This is a genomic window from Kitasatospora sp. NPDC059577 (assembly GCF_042735475.1).
Lineage (GTDB): Bacteria > Actinomycetota > Actinomycetes > Streptomycetales > Streptomycetaceae > Kitasatospora.
The window spans coordinates 65,734-82,918 of the sequence record NZ_JBHWBZ010000038.1; the positions used below are offsets into that span (position 1 = coordinate 65,734).

Sequence of the window (17,185 nt, forward strand, 5' to 3'; positions counted from 1 at the left end):
CACCATCGATGCCATGACACCTGACACCACGCCGCTGGACGGGCGAGAGTGCCGACGGCTCCTCGCCGGCCTCTCGGTCGGCCGGGTCGTCTACACCGTCGGCGCCCTGCCCGCCGTCCGCCCCGCCCGCTACCGGCTCGGGGCCGACGGAAGCGTACTGCTGAGCACCGCCGCCGAGTCCGAGCTGGTCCGGGCGGTCTCCGGCGCGCTGGTGGCCTTCGAGGCCGGGGAACTCGACGCGGCGGACGGCGCCGGCTGGAGCGTGACGGTCCTCGGCCGCGCCGACGTCACACCCGACCGGACGCCGACGGGGCCGACCGGGCCGGCCGAGACGGTCACCGTCCGCATCCTTCCCGAACTGGTGAGCGGCCGCCTGTTCGCTCCGAGCCACGTGGTCCGACGCTGACCCGAGCGCCGCCTCCGGCATTTCGGCCGGCACGACGGGCGCGGTGTACGAGGCGGGGTCAGTGTCCCAGGGGCGCCGACCAGGACAACCTGGTGCCGCCGGCCTCCGGAGAGGCCAGCTCGAAGGCGCCCCCGAGGGTCTCGGCCCGCTCCGCGAGATTGCGCAGCCCGCTGCGCCGCCCCTGTTCCGGGATGCCCACCCCGTCGTCCTGCACCGTGAGCACCACCCGCGACCCGGTCGCCTGCAGGACCACCTCGACCCGCCCGGCCCGCGCGTGCCGGGCCGCGTTGCTCAGCGCCTCTCCCAGGACCGCCACCACGTGGTCGGCCACCTCCGCGGGCACGTCCGTGTCGAGCAGGCCCTCCATGCTCAGCCTGGGCGGGAACCCGAGCGCCGCCTGCGCCTCCTCGGCCACCCGCACCACGCGCGACCGCAGGCCGTGGCCGCCCTTCTCCTCCCGCGCCCTCAGACCGAAGATCGTCGACCTGATGATCTTGATGGTCTCGTCCAGGTCCCCCACCGCGCGCAGCACCCGGTCGGAGGCGCCGGGATGGTCGATGACCCGGGCCGCGCTCTGCAGCGTCATCCCCGTCGCGAACAGTCGCTGGATGGCCAGGTCGTGCAGGTCTCGCGCGATCCGGTCACGGTCCTCCAGCATCGCCAACTGCTCGACGTCGCGGCGGCGTTCCGCCAGCTCCAGGGCCAGCGCGGCCTGGTCGGCGAAGCCCAGCAGCGGGCCGATCTCCCGGTCGGTGAACTCGGGCCGGCCGGTCTCCCTGGCCAGCAGCAGCACACCGTCGATCTGTCCCTCCGCCCGGCCCAGGGGGACCGCGACCGCCGGTCCGAGCCCGGCGAACCGGCGCGGCTCGGCGGACAGCCGAGGATCACCGGCCAGATCCGCGGTGGTCACCGACACCCCGGAGGCGCAGGCCGTCCCCGACAGCGACCCTTCCAGGGGAACCACCAGGCCCGCCCGGCCGTCCACGTCCCCGCCCAGCGCCAGCTCCACGCGGACCGTGTCGGTACCGGCCACCGGCACGGAGACGTCGGCCAGCTCGGCGCCGGTGATCTCCCTCGCCCGCTGCGCGATCAGCCCGATCACCTCGGACCGGGATCCGCCGGACAACAGGGCGCGGGTGATCTCGGCGCTCGCGCTGAGCCAGCGCTGCTGGCGCTGGGCCTCCTCGTACAGCCGGGCGTTGTCGATCGCCACCCCCGCGGCCACCGCCAGGGTGGAGATCACCGCCTCGTCCTCGGCGTCGAACTCCTCGCCGCCCCGTTTGTCGGTCAGGTAGAGGTTGCCGAAGACCTCCTCGCGCACGCGCACCGGCACGCCCAGGAAGGTCCGCATCACCGGGTGGTGCGCCGGGCAGCCCACCGACGACGGATGCTCGGAGAGATCGGCCAGCTGCAGCGGCGCCGGACGGTGGATCAGTTCCCCCAGCAGGCCCCGGCCGGTCGGGTAGGGGCCGATCCGGGCGATCTCCTCCTCCGACAGGCCCACCGTGAGGAACTGCGACAGCGTCTCCCCGTCCGGCCCGATCACGCCGAGCGCCGCGTACCGCGCGTCGACCAGGACGGCGGCGGCCTCCACGATCCGCCGCAGCACCTGTGTCAGGTCCAGCTCCCGGCCGACCGACAGCACCGCCTCCAGCAGGCTGTGCACCCGGTCCCGGGTGCCGCGGGCCGCGTCGATCCGCGACTGGAGCTCCTCCAACAGCTCGTCCAGCCGCAGTTGCGGCATCCGTGACCGCATCGTCTCGCCGCTCACGGGCCCCTCCTCATCGCCGAAGTCGCGGCCGATTCTCATCGCCGAGGTCGCGGCCGATTCTCGCAGAGGCCGCCGGATCCCGGGACCTTCGGCACCGAGGTGGGGCTGCTCGACCCCTGTGGCCGGCCACCGGCGCAACGGGATTCTGGTCGCCGGACGGGACCGCGCCTAACGGTGTCGCGGTCCTCCATCGACCGGGGAGGTCAGAACGATGTCGCACAGCGTGGTGGTGGGGATCGACGGCTCGTCAGAAAGCGCGACGGCGGCCGAGTGGGCCGCCCGGGAGGCCCGCCGGACCGGGCTCGCGCTGCGGATGGTCCTCGTCGCCGGCGGCGAGGTGGACGCGCTCGACCGCGACCTCGGCGGCGGCAGTGCGCTGCCGGGCCCGGTGGCCGCGATCCGGGACCGGATCGCGGCCGAGCTGCCCGGCCTGGAGGTCTCCTGCGAGACCGTCCCCGGGAACCCGGCCTACGCGCTGGCCGCCACCGCCCGGCGGGCCGCGGTCCTGGTACTGGGCTCGCGCGGGCTGGGCGGATTCGCCGACCTCCTGGTCGGTTCGGTCGGGTTGCGCGCCGCCGCCCACGCGCACGGCCCGGTGGTGCTGGTCCGCGCCGGATCGGACGCAGGAACCGGGACCGCCGGACCGGCTGCGGAGCCCGGGCCCGTCGTCGTGGGCGTCGAGGGCGACCGGCCGTGCGACGCGGTGCTCGCCTTCGCGTTCCGGCACGCGGCCGGCACCGGCGCCGCCCTGAAGGTGATGGAGAGCCGGGACACCTTCCGAGGCCCGTACACGACGGCGGCGCCGGTGGAGCAGCGGGAGATCGGGGAGTCCCTGGCGGTCGCCGAACAGGTGCGGCTGCAGGACGCCCTGACGCGCTGGCAGGACGAGTTCCCCAAGGTCCGCACCGAGGTCGAGGTGTGCCCCTGGAGCGCGAGCAGGATGCTCGTGGAGGCGTCCCGCACCGCCTCGCTGACCGTCCTCGGCCGGCGCGCCCCCAGGCATCCGGTGGTCGGACCCCGGCTGGGGCCGGTGGCCCAGTCGGTGCTCCACCACGCCCACGGCCCGGTCGCCGTCGTACCGCACGACTGAACCGTCCACCGGGCCCCGGCCCCGGGACCGACCACGCGCCGGGCCCGGGACCGACCGCGCGCCGGGCCCGGGACCTTCGGCCGCAAGCGGGTCCCATTGGTCGGATCCCCCGGCGCAGCGCGCGAGGAAGTCTTGAGGAGAAGGCGCACGGCACCCGCCCGGCGCCCCGAGTTCGGACGAGGTCCGGAGAGGTGGTCCACCATGGCACGTCGCCCGCAACACGAGTCGAAGGCGGCTCCCGCGAGCAACAGCCTTCCCAACCTCACGCCCCAGCCGCCCACCGCCGTCGACGCACTGGTCGCCTCCGCCCTGGAGGCCCTGCGGGAGTACGCCCCGTTCACCCAGGAACAGGTCGACCACATCGTCAGGAAGGCCTCGCTGGCGGCGCTGGCCGAGCACACCGGGCTCGCCGTGCTGGCCGTGGCGGAGACCGGGCGCGGGGTCTTCGAGGACAAGGCGGTGAAGAACGTCTTCGCGTGCGAGAACGTCACCCACGTGATGGCCCGGACCAGGACGGTCGGGGTGGTGCACCGCGACGAGATCGACGGCGTCGTGGAGATCGCCGAGCCGGTGGGGGTGGTCGCTGGCATCACCCCGGTGACCAATCCGACCTCCACCACGATCTTCAAGTGCCTGCTCGCCCTCAAGACCCGCAACCCGGTCGTGTTCGCCTTCCACCCGTCGGCTCAGCGCTGCTCGGCCGAGGCGGCCAGGATCGTCCGGGACGCGGCGGTGGCAGCCGGCGCCCCGGCGCACTGCATCCAGTGGATCGCGGAACCGTCGATGGATGCCACCCACGCCCTGATGAACCATCCGGACGTCGCCACCATCCTGGCCACCGGCGGCAACGCGATGGTGCGGGCCGCGTACTCCTGCGGCAAGCCGGCGCTGGGCGTCGGCGCGGGCAACGTCCCCGCGTACGTGGAGAGGAGCGCGGACCTGAAGCGGGCGGTGAACGACATCGTGCTGTCGAAGTCCTTCGACAACGGCATGATCTGCGCCTCCGAGCAAGCCGTCGTCCTGGACGCGGAGATCCGGGAGGCGGCACTCGCCGAGTTCCGGACGCTCAAGGCGCACCACGCGAGCGCCGACGAGAAGGTGCTGCTGGAGCGGTACCTGTTCGGGGCCGGGGAGGGGACGGCGTGCGCCGGCGACCGGTTGAACGCCGAGGTGGTGGGCCGCTCGGCGACGCAGGTCGCGGAGGCGGCGGGCTTCGAGGTGCCGGCCGACACCTCGGTGATCCTCGTCGACTGCGAGCGGGTCGGGCCCTCGGAGCCGCTGACCCGGGAGAAACTCTGCCCGGTCCTGGCCGTACTCACCGCCCGCTCCCGCGCGGAAGGCGTCGAACTGGCCTCCGCCATGGTGGAGTTCAACGGCCTCGGGCACTCGGCGGCGGTGCACACCGAGGACGCGGCGTTCGTCGAGGAGTTCGGGCACGCGGTCAAGGCCTGCCGGATCATCTGGAACGCGCCCAGCTCGCAGGGCGGCATCGGCGACGTCTACAACGCCTTCACGCCCTCGCTGACCCTGGGCTGCGGCAGCTACGGACACAACTCGGTCTCCGGGAACGTCTCGGCGCTGAACCTCGTCAACATCAAGCGGATCGGGCGGCGCAACACCAACATGCAGTGGTTCAAGGTTCCGCCGAAGATCTTCTTCGAGCGCAACTCGGTGAAGTACCTGGCGAGCATGCCCCGTGCGCACCGCATCGTCGTCGTGACCGACCGGACCATGGTGGACATCGGCCATCTGGAGCGGATCCGGGGCGTGCTCGACCGCCGCCACGACCCGGTCGAGGTGAGGGTGATCGACGACGTCGAGCCCAATCCGAGCATCGACACCGTGCGCAAGGGCGCCGCCCTGATGCGCGAGTTCGAGCCGGACACCATCGTCGCGCTGGGCGGTGGCTCGCCGATGGACGCGGCCAAGGTGATGTGGCTGATGTACGAGCACCCGGAGGTCGAGTTCGCGGACCTGAAGGAGAAGTTCTTCGACATCCGCAAGCGCGCCTTCACCTTCCCCGACCTCGGTGAGAAGGCGAAGCTGGTGTGCATCCCGACCACCTCGGGCACCGGGAGCGAGGTCACGCCCTTCGCGGTGATCACCGACACCGCCACCGGCCAGAAGTACCCGCTCGCGGACTACGCGCTCACCCCGAGCGTGGCCATCGTGGACCCGGCGCTGACCACCGGCCTGCCGAAGCACGTGACCGCGGACACCGGCTTCGACGCGCTCACCCACTGCATCGAGACCTACGTGTCCGTCTACGCCAACGACTTCACCGACGGACTCGCGCTCCAGGGCATCCGGCTGATCTTCGACAACCTGGAGCGCGCGGTGCTGAACGGGCCGGCCGACCCCTTCGCCCGCGAGCGGATGCACAACGCCGGCACGATCGCCGGAATGGCCTTCGGCTCCGCCTTCCTCGGCGCCGTACACGCCATGGCCCACACCCTCGGCGCGACCTTCCACCTCGCCCACGGCCGCACCAACGCCCTGCTGCTGCCGCACGTGATCCGCTGGAACGGCTCCGCCCCGGCCAAGGTCACCGGCTGGCCCAAGTACGGGAGCTACACCGCCCCCGAGCGCTACCAGGCGATCGCCCGGATGCTCGGCCTGCCGGCCGACACCCCCGAGCAGGGCGTCGAGTCCCTCGCCGCGGCGGTCGAGGACCTGCGGGACCGGGCCGGCATCCCGCGCTCCTTCAAGGCGGCCGGAGTCGACGAGGCCGCATTCCTGGCGGCCCTCCCCCAGCAGGCCATGAACGCCTACGAGGACCAGTGCGCCCCCGCCAACCCCCGGATGCCGATGCTCGCCGACCTGCAGCAGCTGATGCGCCGGGCCTACTACGGCGACCAGGCCTGAGAGGACACCGAGATGACCGCCTCGCAGCACGAGCGGACCGCCGTCGCCTGGAACGGCTTCCGGAGCGGACCATGGCGGGACACCGTCGACGTCCGCGACTTCATCCAGCACAACCACACCCCGTACGAGGGCGACGCCGCCTTCCTGGCCGGCCCGACCGAGCGGACCACCGAGGTGTGGCGGCAGATCACCGCCCGCTTCCCCGAGGAGCGCGCCCGAGGCGTGTACGACGTCGCGTACGACGTCCCGGCCGGCATCACCGCGCACGCGCCCGGATACATCGACCGGGAGAGGGAGCTGATCGTCGGCCTGCAGACCGACGCCCCGCTGAAGCGGGCGATCATGCCGTACGGCGGCTGGCGCATGGTGGCGGGCGCGCTGCGGACCTACGGCTACCCGGTCGACCCGGAGCTGGAGAAGGTCTTCACCCGGTACCGCAAGACCCACAACGACGGCGTGTTCGACGCCTACACGCCCGAGATCCTCGCGGCCCGCAAGGCCGGCGTCATCACCGGCCTTCCGGACGCCTACGGGCGCGGCCGGATCATCGGCGACTACCGCCGGGTCCCCCTCTACGGCGTGGACCGGCTGGTCGCGGCCAAGCGAGCCGAGAAGGCCGAGCTGGACGCCGCACCCACCGATCCGGCGCGGCTGGAGGAGACCATCCGCCAGCGCGAGGAACTCGCCGAACAGGTACGGGCCCTGGGGGAGCTCAAGGAGATGGCCTCGGCCTACGGGCACGACATCTCGGGCCCGGCCGCCACCGCCCGTGAGGCGGTCCAGTGGCTCTACTTCGCCTACCTGGCGGCGGTCAAGGAGCAGAACGGCGCGGCCATGTCGCTCGGCCGCACCTCGACCTTCCTCGACGTCTACCTCCAGCGCGACCTCGCGGCCGGGCTCCTCGACGAACAGCAGGCCCAGGAACTGGTGGACGACTTCGTCATCAAGCTGCGGATCGTCCGCTTCCTGCGCACCCCCGAGTACGACGAGCTGTTCTCCGGGGACCCGACCTGGGTCACCGAATCGATCGGCGGCATCGGCACCGACGGCCGCACCCTCGTCACCCGGACCTCCTTCCGCTACCTGCAGACCCTCTACAACCTGGGCCCGGCCCCCGAACCGAACATGACGGTCCTCTGGTCCCCGCACCTGCCCCGGGGTTTCAAGGAGTTCTGCGCCCGCGTATCCATCGACACCTCCTCGGTCCAGTACGAGTCCGACGAGCTGACGCGCCCGCGCTTCGGCGACGACACCGCGATCGCCTGCTGCGTCTCCGCGATGGAGGTCGGAAAGCAGATGCAGTTCTTCGGCGCCCGGGTCAACCTCGCCAAGACCCTGCTCTACGCGATCAACGGCGGCCGGGACGAGCGGTCCGGCCTCCAGGTCGGCCCGGCCACGACCCCCGTCGGCGGGGACGTCCTCGACTACGACGAGGTGACGGCCCGCTTCGACGAGCAGTTGGACTGGCTCGCCGGGACGTACGTCCACGCACTCGACGTCATCCACTACATGCACGACAAGTACGCCTACGAGCGGATCGAGATGGCCCTGCACGACCGGGACGTCCGGCGCACCATGGCCTGCGGAATCGCCGGCCTCGCGGTCGCCGCCGACTCGCTGTCGGCCATCAAGTACGCCGAGGTCACCCCGGTGCGGGACGAGACCGGCCTGGTCACCGACTACCTGGTCGACGGCGACTACCCGGCGTACGGCAACAACGACGACCGGGCGGACGCCATCGCGGTCCGGCTGGTCGAGGACTTCATGGCGAAGGTGCGCAAGCACCCCGCCTATCGGGGCGCCGAGCACACCCAGTCCGTGCTCACCATCACCTCCAACGTCGTCTACGGCAAGAAGACCGGCAACACCCCGGACGGACGGCGAGCGGGCGAGCCGTTCTCACCCGGTGCCAACCCGATGAACGGGCGCGACGTCCACGGCTACGTGGCCGCGGCGCTGTCGGTCGCGAAGCTCCCGTACGAACACGCCGAGGACGGCATCTCCCTCACCAACACCGTCACCCCGGACGCGCTCGGCCGCACTCCCGAGGAGCGGGTCCGCAACCTGGTCGGGGTGCTGGACGGCTACACCAGCTGCCACGGCTTCCACATGAACGTCAACGTCCTCGACCGGGACACCCTCCTCGACGCCATGGCCCACCCGGAGAAGTACCCGCAGCTCACCATCCGGGTCAGCGGCTACGCGGTCAACTTCGTCCGGCTCACCCGCGAACAGCAGCTGGACGTGATCGGCCGCACCTTCCACGACGCGCTGTAGCCCCACTCGCTCGCGGTGCCGACGCCTCCCCGACCACCGGCGCCGGCACCGCGCCGCCCCGCAGAAGGAGCACACCCCCATGGCCGCCGCCCCGCAGCCGGTCACCGGCATGCTGCACTCCTGGGACCTGTCCACCGGAGTGGACGGCCCCGGCACCCGCTTCGTCACCTTCCTGGCCGGCTGCCCGCTGCGCTGCCTGTACTGTCACAACCCCGACACCCGCTCCATGCGCCACGGCCGCCCCTGCTCGGCCGAGGAGATCGTGCGCGAGGCCGCCAAGTACACCGACTTCATCCGTGCCTCCGGCGGCGGCGCCACCGTCAGCGGCGGCGAGCCGCTCCTCCAACCCGCCCTCACCGGCGAGCTGCTGCACCGGTTCAGGCACGAACTCGGACTGCACACCGCGTTGGACACCTCCGGCTTCCTCGGCGCCCGCGCCGACGACGCGCTGCTCGCCGACACCGACCTCGTCCTGCTCGACATCAAGTCCTGGGACCGCGCCCTCTACCGGCACCTGACGGGACAGCGGCTCGGCCCCACGCTCGACTTCGCCCGCCGCCTGGCCGACCTGGGCAAGGAGGTCTGGCTGCGGTTCGTCCTCGTGCCGAACCTGACCGACCCCACCTCGAACATCGGGGGCATCGCCACCTTCGCCGCCTCGCTCGGCAACGTCACCCGGGTCGACGTCCTGCCCTTCCACCGACTCGGCGCCGCCAAGTGGCGCGCCCTCGGGCTCGACTTCCCCCTCGCCGACACCCCGGTGCCCTCGCCGGAGCAGATCGCGGAGGCCCGGGCGATCTTCGCCGCACAGGGCCTGCACACCGTCTGAAACCCGGATGGGCACCCCGACAGGTCCCGGGGCGCCGAACGGCTGCTCGGCATGCTCGGCGGCTGCATCTGGCCGCCCGCCCTGGTCCCGGGCCGGCTGCGCGCCGCCGGGCACGTCGTCCCGCAGTCCTGGGCCGTGGACTCCTGGACACAACTACTCTCGCACCACGGCGGGTTGACCGACATCCGGGGCAACCTCGCCGTACTGGGCGCCTACGCGGCCGGGCTCCTCCTCCTCGCCACCCTGGTGCTGCGCCGCCGCCTGACGGCGGACTCGGCCTGAACTCCGCCGGACACGGTGAGCCGACTCCCGGACGAGTGGGCCCGCATCGGCACCCGACCCTCCGGCCCCGGCGAGCCGGGCAGACCGCCGTCGGGGCACACATAGAACCGGGTCACCTGCGGAACACCGCCCTCTTCCGGCCGCTCACCGAAGTCACCCGGGGACAGCGGCTGAGTGAGTGGCGTGGCCGGTGGCGGAGTGACCGCCAGGAGTCGGCAGCCGCCTCGGGGTCGGCTACCGCGCGGCGGTCGTGGCGGCGCCCACGGCCGCATCGGCAGCGGTGACTGTCGCGCGCACGAGGGCGACGAGGCGGGCGGTGTTGGCCGGGGTGGCGTCGAAGCCGGCCAGGGTCACGCCGATGATGTGGCTGCCGTCCAGCACGCCGATGCCGATGTGCGTCTCGCCGTCCATGGTGACGGTGCCGCCGGTGGTTGCCGTGCCGAGGCTCGGTGTGGTCAGCGGTGTGAAGCCCGGGACGGCGCCGGCGGCCCGGGAGGCCTGCCGGAAGGCGGCCGTTGCGGCGGAGGCGCTGCCGTAGAGGTCGGCAGAGACCGTGACCTTCATGGTTCCGGTCGGGTCGGCGAACACCACGGCGACGGTGGCCGTGGGCCGGCCGACGGCAGTGCTGTCCGGGCCGACGCTGACGACCTGGGTGACCTCGGGGAAGAACCGTTCGACGGCCTTGAGGGGCAGTGCCGTGTTCACCGGCAGCGACGCACCGGTGCTCTGCGTGACGACGACCGGCGACGGTGTCTGCGCCTGCGCCGGCACCGCGCTCACCCCGGCCGCCAGTGCACCGGCCGTCGCGAGCGACAGCACGGTGAATATTCCCTTTCGCATGATCATCTCCCGTCCTTCCGACTGCTCCCGGGCACCACCCCCTCCGGCCAGTCTCCTCGCCCGTCACGCCTGCGGCGATCCGAGCGGCCACCGCTCCCCGGGGCCCGGCGGCCTTCCCGGACGACCGGACGACCGGGCGGTCACTGCGGGTGGCGGAGGCGGACCGGTCCACGACGGTCCGGGCCCGGGTGCCGGCGAGGTCCACCGCCGACCTGGAGCTGTTTCCGCGTCAGGGCCCGCGACAACACCCCGGCCCGCTCCGGGGAGGGCAGCGCCAACCGGATGGTGCACTGGTGACGCCGCGCCTGCCCCGGCCACACCCGCGCCCGGCCCCGGCCGTGTGCCGGAGCTGTTCTCACACCGGTGGGCTTCCACGGAGTCGATGACCGCGCGGTGGGCGGCGCGCCGGGTCCGCGAAACAGCGACTCGCGGATCTTTCACGCCGGGTTCAGCGCAAGGTGGCGGCGAAGGCGAGCAACTGCCGGTTGACGGCGTCGGGTTGGTCGACGTGCGTGGTGTGGCCGATGTCGGGGATGACGGCGGCGGTGGCGCGGGGGTTGAGGGCGGCTGGCCTCGGCGTGGGTGCTGGGCCAGAACTCGCTGTCGGCGCCGGCCATGACGAGGACCGGGACCTGACCGCGGGTCGTTGCAGCCGGCCCGCAGCCCCGGCTGACCGTCCGGCTCAGCTTGTTGTTCAACCTCGGTGCGCTTGGTGTTCCTTGATCGTATTTGCTCACTTGGCGGTCTGATCCACGCCACAGGTCATGGCAGGAACGGTCCCGCCTCCGGCCCCCGCCCGCCGTGCGCCGGGACGCACCGCGCCTCCCGCCGCGCCTCCCGTCGGTCCTCGCGTCGGTCCTCCTGCTGCGGCAGCGGCGGGCCGGCGGGCGCAGCCGTCCTACGGACGTGCAGGACGGCGGCGCCCAGGGGCAGCGGCGCGTGGTCCACGAGGCGCAGCCCGGCGTCGGCGAACAGCCGGCCGTAGTCGTCGGCGTCGCGTTCCCGGCCCCCGGTGTTGCACATCATGTGGAGGTCCCACGCGGTGGCCAGCGACGTCGAGCCGTCCGCCGGCAGCAGGCGTTCGACGACCAGCAGGTCGGCGTGGGCGGGCATGGCGCGGGCGCAGTGGCGCAGGATCTCGCGGCAGCGCGCGTCGTCCCAGTCGTGCAGCACCCGGGACAGCAGGTAGACGTCGGCGCCCGGCGGGACGTCCGCGAAGTCACCGCTGCGGTAGTCGCACCGGTCTCCGCAGCCGGCCGCGTCGAGCCGGCGGCGCGCGGCCTCCACGGCGTGCGGGCGCTCCAGCAGGACGCCGCGCAGGTGCGGGTGCGCGGCGAGGACGAGCCCGAGGAGTTCACCGTTGCCGCCGGCGACGTCGACGACGGTCCGGGGGCGGGGCGCCCCGTCCGTGCCGGCGAGGACCGGGTGCGCGGGCAGCGGCTCGAACATCCGCGAACTCGCGGCCATGGACTGGTCGAACAGGTCGGCGAGCTCCGGGTCGCGGGCGAAGTGGTCGAAGTGGTTCTCGCCGAAGAGGTGGTCGAAGCCGACCTCGCCGGTGCGGACGGTGTGGCCCAGGGCCGCGAAGGAGCGGTAGAACGGGCCGCCGTACATCAGGGCCAGCGACCGCATCGAGCCGGGGGCGTCGCTGCGCAGCAGGGCGCCGAGCTCGGTGAGCCGGAAGCCGTCCCCGTCCCGGGCCGTCACGCCCACCATCGCGAGGTAGCGCAGCAGCGTGGCCAGGCTGCCCGGGTCGGCGCCGACGGCCCGGGCGAGCGTGTGCGGTCCGGCCGGCGTGTGGGTGTCCAGGGCGTCGGGCAGCCGCAGTTGCGCGCACACGGCGAGGGCCTGCGTCGTCCACGCGCCGGTCAGCATCCGCAGGAGGTCCTCGGCCGGCCGGTGCGCCGGGTCGGTGCCGTCCGCGGCGTCCGGGCGGTCTGCGTGCTCCCGGCCGTCCGCGTGCTCCCGGCCGTCCGCGCCCAGGTGGGCGGCGAGCACGGCGGGGTGGTTGCCCGCGGCGTGGAGCTCCACCCGCCGGTACCCGGCCGCGGTGTGCGCGGGAGCGGTGAAGTAGAGGACCGTCGCGTCCTCGTGCGGGTTGTGGCCGCCGCCGTCCGGTGCCGCGCCGTGCCGGGTCAGCAGCGAGCACAGGCCGCCCAGCACCAGGGCGTCCGGGCGGGCGACCTCGAAGGCGAGGTGCGCCTCCTCCCGGTGTGCGCGCTCGTACGCGGCGACGGCGGCCAGGTCCGAGCCCGGCGGCACGGGCAGGGCGAACACCTCGACGGTCCGCTCCCGGTGCGGCCCGGGTACCGGCGGGCGCACGATCCTGACGTCGAGCCCGGCTTCGTCGAGGCCGTGCCGACGGGCCAGGCGCCCCCGCACCACGGTGCTCGGGTAGGACGGCGTGTCCGGGTCCAGCCCGCAGGCGGCCAGGTGGGCGCGCAGCGTGGCGGCGTCGGGCGGGAAGACGAGCAGCGCGGCGTGCGCGAACCGGCAGTGGTCGGCCAGCGCCCGCAGCTCCGGACCGTCGAGGCCGGGCAGGAGAAGTCGGAGCAGGGTGGCGGTGTCCTGTTCCTCGACGAACGCGGCCGCCTCGCGCAGGCGGGCCGCGTCGTCCGGGACTGTCGTCGCGTCCGGGACTGTCGTCGCGTGGTCCAGGGGTGTCGCGTGGTCCGGGGGTGTCGCCGTCATCGCGGGGCATCACTTTCCGGTGGTCGGGTCACGCCGGTTCGGACGCCGTGACCCGGGGGTGAGGGTGCGGGGAGAGGGGTGCGGGGAGAGAGCGGGCGGAAGGTCACACGCCGACGTAGTTCTCGGCGAACCAGTCCTGATGGGCGCGCGAGGTGCGCAGCGAGTCCAGGCGCGAGCGGCGCAGCGATTCGTGGAAGAACGATTCGCCGTCCGTGCCGGGGGCGGCGTGCAGCAGCCGGATCATCCAGCGCGAGAACTCCTGTGCGCGCCAGATGTGGGCCAGGCAGCGTCGCGAGTACCGCTCCAGCGCCGTGGCGTCGCCGTGGGCGAGGTCGCCGACGAGGGCCTCGGCTAGGAGTTCGGCTTCCAACACCGCGAGGTTGGCGCCCTTCGCGGCGGAGGGGCTGATCAGGCTCGCGGCGTCCCCGGCCAGCAGCAGCGAACCGTGGCGCAGCGGTTCGACGACGTCGGAGGAGAGGTCGACGACGGTGCGCCGGAGGATCCTGCCGCGGCGCAGCGGCCCGTGGTCGGCGGCGCGCATCCGCAGGTCGAGGCGGTCCCAGACCTGCTCGTCGGTCCAGGCGTCGGCCGGGGTGCCGCGCTCGCACTGCAGGTAGTAGCGGGTCACCTCGGGGGTGCGGGCCATGTGTCCGGCGAAGCCGCTCCGGTGGGTCGCGTAGCCGACGGCGTCGAGGCTCGGGGGCGCCTGGGCGAGCAGGCCGAGCCAGCTGACACCGTGGTCGCGGTGGTGGCGCAGGGCGGTCGGGGGCAGCGAGCGCCGGGCCGCGCCGTGCCGGCCGTCGCACCCGGCCACGTAGCGGGCCTGCCACCGGGCGGGGCGGCCGTGCGCGTCGCGCGCGGCGACGACGGGCCGGACGCCGTCGGCGTCGTGCACGGCCAGTGCCTCGGTGCCGAAGCTGATCCGGCCGCCGGCGTCCAGGTAGTGCGTCAGCAGGTCCGCGACGAGGTCCTGCTGGGGGTAGACGGTGTGCAGCTCACGGCGCCCGAGGGAGCCGTAGTCCAGGCGGAAGCGGCCGCCGTCGGTGCGGAACTCGCACACGCCGTGCGGGCGGCCGTGGCGGCGCAGGCCGTCGGCGAGGCCGTGGCGTTCGAGCGTGCGGACGGTGTTCGCCGCGAGGAAGCCGGCCCTGGCCCGGGCCCCCAGGGCGGCCCGGTCGGAGCGTTCGAGGACGACGCAGTCGATCCCGTGCGCGTGGAGGAGGTTCCCGAGGGTCAGCCCGGCCGGTCCCGCGCCGAGGATGACCACGGCGGCGGACTCCTGGTCTGCTGAGCTGTTCTGACGTGTGGCCACAGAGAGTGGATCATAGGCCTCATCGGATACATAAATGGTCTGAAATAACCCGAATCAGCTAGTAGTGGGATGATCAGCCCTTCTTCTTGTCGCTCCGCCGGGCCGTCGGACCCGGGGCCCCGCCGACCAGGGCAGCCGCTCTCGTAGGGTGGCTCACCGAACCGAGGGGACGATCCACCATGACCAGCAGCACCCAGCCGACCGCCGCACCGGCGACCGAAGCGCCGTCGGCCGCCGCATCGGCAACCGGAGCGCCGTCGGCCGGAGCGCCGTCGGCCGAAGCCCGCAACACGCCCGCCCGGGTCAGCTTCTGGTCCGCCGCCATGGGCGTCAGCCTGGTCGTGGCCGTCTTCGTGACCCCGATCTTCTGGCTGATGTACGGCGGTTTCTACACGTTCGGCGTGTTCGTGTGCGGCCTCGTCGCCATCCCGGCCGGGCACCTCGGCCGCCGCCGCGGCAAGCGCCTGGGCGGCCGCGACCGCGGGCTCGCCCTGCTCGGCATCCTCACCGGCTGGCTGCTGCTCCTCTGCGGCCTGTTGCTGGTGCTCGCCTACGCGGGCGTCGTGGCGGGCCTGGCGGTCCTGGTCGGCTCCGCGAGCTGAACGGCTGCCGTGCCGACGACCGGTGGACCGGCGGCGGTGTACCGGCGGCCGACGCGCCAACCGGCCGCCGGACCACGGCGTGACCGCACCGGCGAGGTCACAATGAGGCATGCGACCAAGCCCCGGCCCGGCCGGTACGCCGGCGGTGACCCCCGACCCGGCCGCCCTGCGCGGCGAGCGCTGGTGGCCGGTGTCGACGGCGATCGCAGCCGCCGCGCTGCTCCACGTGGCGCTGCCCGCGGCGTACCGGCTGGACCCCGTGTGGGTGGTCCCCGTGGTCATGCTCACCCTGCTCGCGGTACTCATCATCGGGGACCCGGGGCGGATCGACCGTCAGAAGACCTGGCTCCGGGTGGTCACCGAAGCCATGATCGCCTTCATCACCGCGTCGAACCTGCACGCGGGCGTCCACCTCGTGGTGGACATCCTGACCAACAACAAGCTGTTCGCCAACAACGCCACCGGCCTGCTCGCCACCGGCGGAGTCACCTGGATCACGAACGTGATCGCCTTCGCACTCTGGTACTGGGACCTGGACCGCGGCGGCGCCGCCGCCCGCGCCCACCGGCCCCACACGAAGCCCGTGTTCGTCTTCCCCGAGATGCAGCACACCACCCACGCACCGGCCGACTGGGTGCCGCACTTCGCCGACTACCTGTCACTGTCCTTCTGGACCGCCACCGCGTTCAGCCCCACCGACGTCTCCGCGATCAAGAGGTGGGCCAAACTGCTGATGATGGTGGAGGCCGCGACCTCCCTCATCGTGGCCACCCTGGTGATCGCCCGCGCGATCAACATCCTGCAGTGACCCGGTCGGCCGGCCCGGCCGCCCACCCGTGTCCCCGCGGGCGCCTTCAGCCCGCGGCCTCCGGCGGTTCGATGCAGGGCCGCTGACCTGCTAGTGTTCTTCCTGTCGCGAGGGAATGATTCCTCGCCAGGCGTCAGCGGTGCTACCAGAGCACGTCCTACTTTCAGTAGGAAGAGTCCGTGCAACCCGGGCCTGGCGCTCCACAGTTCGGACGAGGTCCGGCACCCACCCAGGTGTCGGACCTCGTTCGCGTTCACGGCCCGTACGGGCGAAAACCGGGAGGCAGAACGCACCCGGGATGCGCGACACTTCGCCGGGTGATCGTGATGCAGCCCGTCCTGGAGGCGGTTCCTCGTAGCTTCGGCCTCTGGCCCGTCGCCGACATCCCGCCGTCCGGCTTTCTGCCCCTCAGCGGCCGGCTCTCGTCCGCCGAGGTCGGGACGGCGATGATGCTCATCGCGAGCTGCAACGACATCGACCCCGACGACGACCGCCCACCGCGTCCGGCGGGCGCACGCGACTCGTTCCTCCACGGACTCCTGACCTTCGGCAGTCCCTACGCGGCCGGAGGCCTGCGGGTCGCCGACACCTCCAGCGGCGTCGACTTCCTGCCGGGCTGTTGCGACGGACTGGAGGACTGGCGCGACTGGCAGCGGCTCGTGGACGACGGCGGCCTGCTCGGATTCGGCCACGAGCCCGTGTCACCGATCGCCGAGCGCTTCGGCGACACCGTACGGCTCACCGTCAACGCCGAGCAGACCGGCAGCCCCGTCATGGAGCTGCCCGTCGCCGAACTCCGCCGCCTGCTCGCCGACGTCGAGCGCGATCTGGCCGACTTCCTCGCACTGGCGGCACACTGGGCCTCCGAGTACCTGCCCGACCGGAGCGCCACCGTCACCGCCGCCCTCGCCCGACTCCTCGACCTTCCCGCCCCGGTTTCGCCGCCGACGCCGTAGGACCCGGCCTGCCGGAACCCCTCGGTGCCGTCCCGTTCGTCGACCCCGCCATCGGCAATCCGATGCCGAAGACCTCGCCGCCGAAACCGCTTCGGACCGAAGCCGGCGGCCTGTTCATACCAGGGTGGCCCCGGGCTCTCCGGGGCCTCCCGGAGAAGGGCATCCCAGCCGCAGGCCCGGATCCCGGCTGGGCCGCCGACCGCGTGAGCGTGTTTCAGGCGTCACGGCGCACGGCGGGATCCTGCAGTCCGCCACGCGATCGGGTCACTCCTGGCCGCTCCGGGCTGTCCCGGGATCGATGTCGGTGCCGGGTCGCTGACCTGCTAGTATTCTTCTCGTCGCGAGGGAGAACGATTCCTCGCCAGGCGTCAGCGGTGCTACCAGAGCACGTCCTACTTTCAGTAGGAAGAGTCCGTGCAACCCGGGCCTGGCGCTCCACAGTTCGGACGAGGTCCG

At 73.0% G+C, this 17,185-nt stretch carries 13 protein-coding genes; 9 read left to right on the forward strand and 4 right to left on the reverse strand.

All coding sequences use genetic code 11. The features are described 5' to 3' along the window. Positions 1 to 13 precede the first annotated feature (13 nt). Positions 14 to 406 carry a pyridoxamine 5'-phosphate oxidase family protein gene (locus ACFV0O_RS26145; protein ID WP_380345812.1) on the forward strand — a complete coding sequence of 131 codons (393 nt, stop codon included), beginning with the start codon at positions 14 to 16 and terminating at the stop codon, positions 404 to 406. A gap of 58 nt (positions 407 to 464) precedes the next feature. Here ACFV0O_RS26145 and ACFV0O_RS26150 read toward each other — a convergent pair whose 3' ends face one another. Next, positions 465 to 2,216, reverse strand: coding sequence for a GAF domain-containing protein (locus tag ACFV0O_RS26150; RefSeq protein WP_380345814.1), 1,752 nt, complete (start codon positions 2,214 to 2,216; stop codon positions 465 to 467). A gap of 172 nt (positions 2,217 to 2,388) precedes the next feature. Here ACFV0O_RS26150 and ACFV0O_RS26155 point away from each other — a divergent pair, with 172 nt between their 5' ends. The 5 genes from ACFV0O_RS26155 (at position 2,389) to ACFV0O_RS26175 (ending at position 9,520) form a co-directional block, all read left to right on the forward strand. Then, a complete protein-coding gene (locus tag ACFV0O_RS26155) occupies positions 2,389 to 3,267 on the forward strand; it encodes a universal stress protein (RefSeq protein WP_380345815.1) in 879 nt (292 codons plus the stop codon). A gap of 201 nt (positions 3,268 to 3,468) precedes the next feature. Beyond that, positions 3,469 to 6,132, forward strand: coding sequence for a bifunctional acetaldehyde-CoA/alcohol dehydrogenase (adhE, locus tag ACFV0O_RS26160; RefSeq protein ID WP_380345816.1), 2,664 nt, complete (start codon positions 3,469 to 3,471; stop codon positions 6,130 to 6,132). Positions 6,133 to 6,144: 12 nt separating this feature from the next. Beyond that, on the forward strand, positions 6,145 to 8,409 hold the full coding sequence (gene pflB / locus ACFV0O_RS26165) for a formate C-acetyltransferase (protein WP_380345817.1): 2,265 nt from the start codon (positions 6,145 to 6,147) through the stop codon (positions 8,407 to 8,409). A gap of 79 nt (positions 8,410 to 8,488) precedes the next feature. Next, complete coding sequence (pflA, locus tag ACFV0O_RS26170; RefSeq protein WP_380345818.1) at positions 8,489 to 9,238, forward strand: pyruvate formate-lyase-activating protein; 750 nt, start codon at positions 8,489 to 8,491, stop codon at positions 9,236 to 9,238. A 51-nt stretch (positions 9,239 to 9,289) separates the two neighbouring features. Then, on the forward strand, positions 9,290 to 9,520 hold the full coding sequence (locus tag ACFV0O_RS26175) for a hypothetical protein (RefSeq protein ID WP_380345820.1): 231 nt from the start codon (positions 9,290 to 9,292) through the stop codon (positions 9,518 to 9,520). Between the two features lie 234 nt (positions 9,521 to 9,754). Here the strand turns inward: ACFV0O_RS26175 and ACFV0O_RS26180 are convergent, their stop codons facing one another. From ACFV0O_RS26180 to ACFV0O_RS26190, 3 genes are all read right to left on the reverse strand, one after another. Next, complete coding sequence (locus tag ACFV0O_RS26180; RefSeq protein ID WP_380345821.1) at positions 9,755 to 10,366, reverse strand: hypothetical protein; 612 nt, start codon at positions 10,364 to 10,366, stop codon at positions 9,755 to 9,757. A gap of 756 nt (positions 10,367 to 11,122) precedes the next feature. Then, the gene (locus ACFV0O_RS26185; RefSeq protein WP_380345823.1) at positions 11,123 to 13,051 is read right to left on the reverse strand and encodes a methyltransferase; all 1,929 of its coding nucleotides are present in this window, start codon (positions 13,049 to 13,051) and stop codon (positions 11,123 to 11,125) included. Between the two features lie 103 nt (positions 13,052 to 13,154). Then, positions 13,155 to 14,318 (reverse strand): 4-hydroxybenzoate 3-monooxygenase, encoded by a 1,164-nt coding sequence (locus tag ACFV0O_RS26190; RefSeq protein ID WP_380345830.1) that lies wholly within the window; start codon positions 14,316 to 14,318, stop codon positions 13,155 to 13,157. Between the two features lie 224 nt (positions 14,319 to 14,542). Here ACFV0O_RS26190 and ACFV0O_RS26195 point away from each other — a divergent pair, with 224 nt between their 5' ends. The 3 genes from ACFV0O_RS26195 (at position 14,543) to ACFV0O_RS26205 (ending at position 16,729) form a co-directional block, all read left to right on the forward strand. Then, positions 14,543 to 14,965: a hypothetical protein gene (locus ACFV0O_RS26195; protein WP_380345824.1), complete on the forward strand. Its 423-nt coding sequence runs from the start codon at positions 14,543 to 14,545 to the stop codon at positions 14,963 to 14,965. 109 nt (positions 14,966 to 15,074) lie between these two features. After that, positions 15,075 to 15,773: a hypothetical protein gene (locus ACFV0O_RS26200; protein ID WP_380345826.1), complete on the forward strand. Its 699-nt coding sequence runs from the start codon at positions 15,075 to 15,077 to the stop codon at positions 15,771 to 15,773. 326 nt (positions 15,774 to 16,099) lie between these two features. Beyond that, entirely contained in the window at positions 16,100 to 16,729 is a 630-nt protein-coding gene (locus tag ACFV0O_RS26205) for a hypothetical protein (RefSeq protein ID WP_380345832.1), read from the forward strand. Positions 16,730 to 17,185 lie beyond the last annotated feature (456 nt).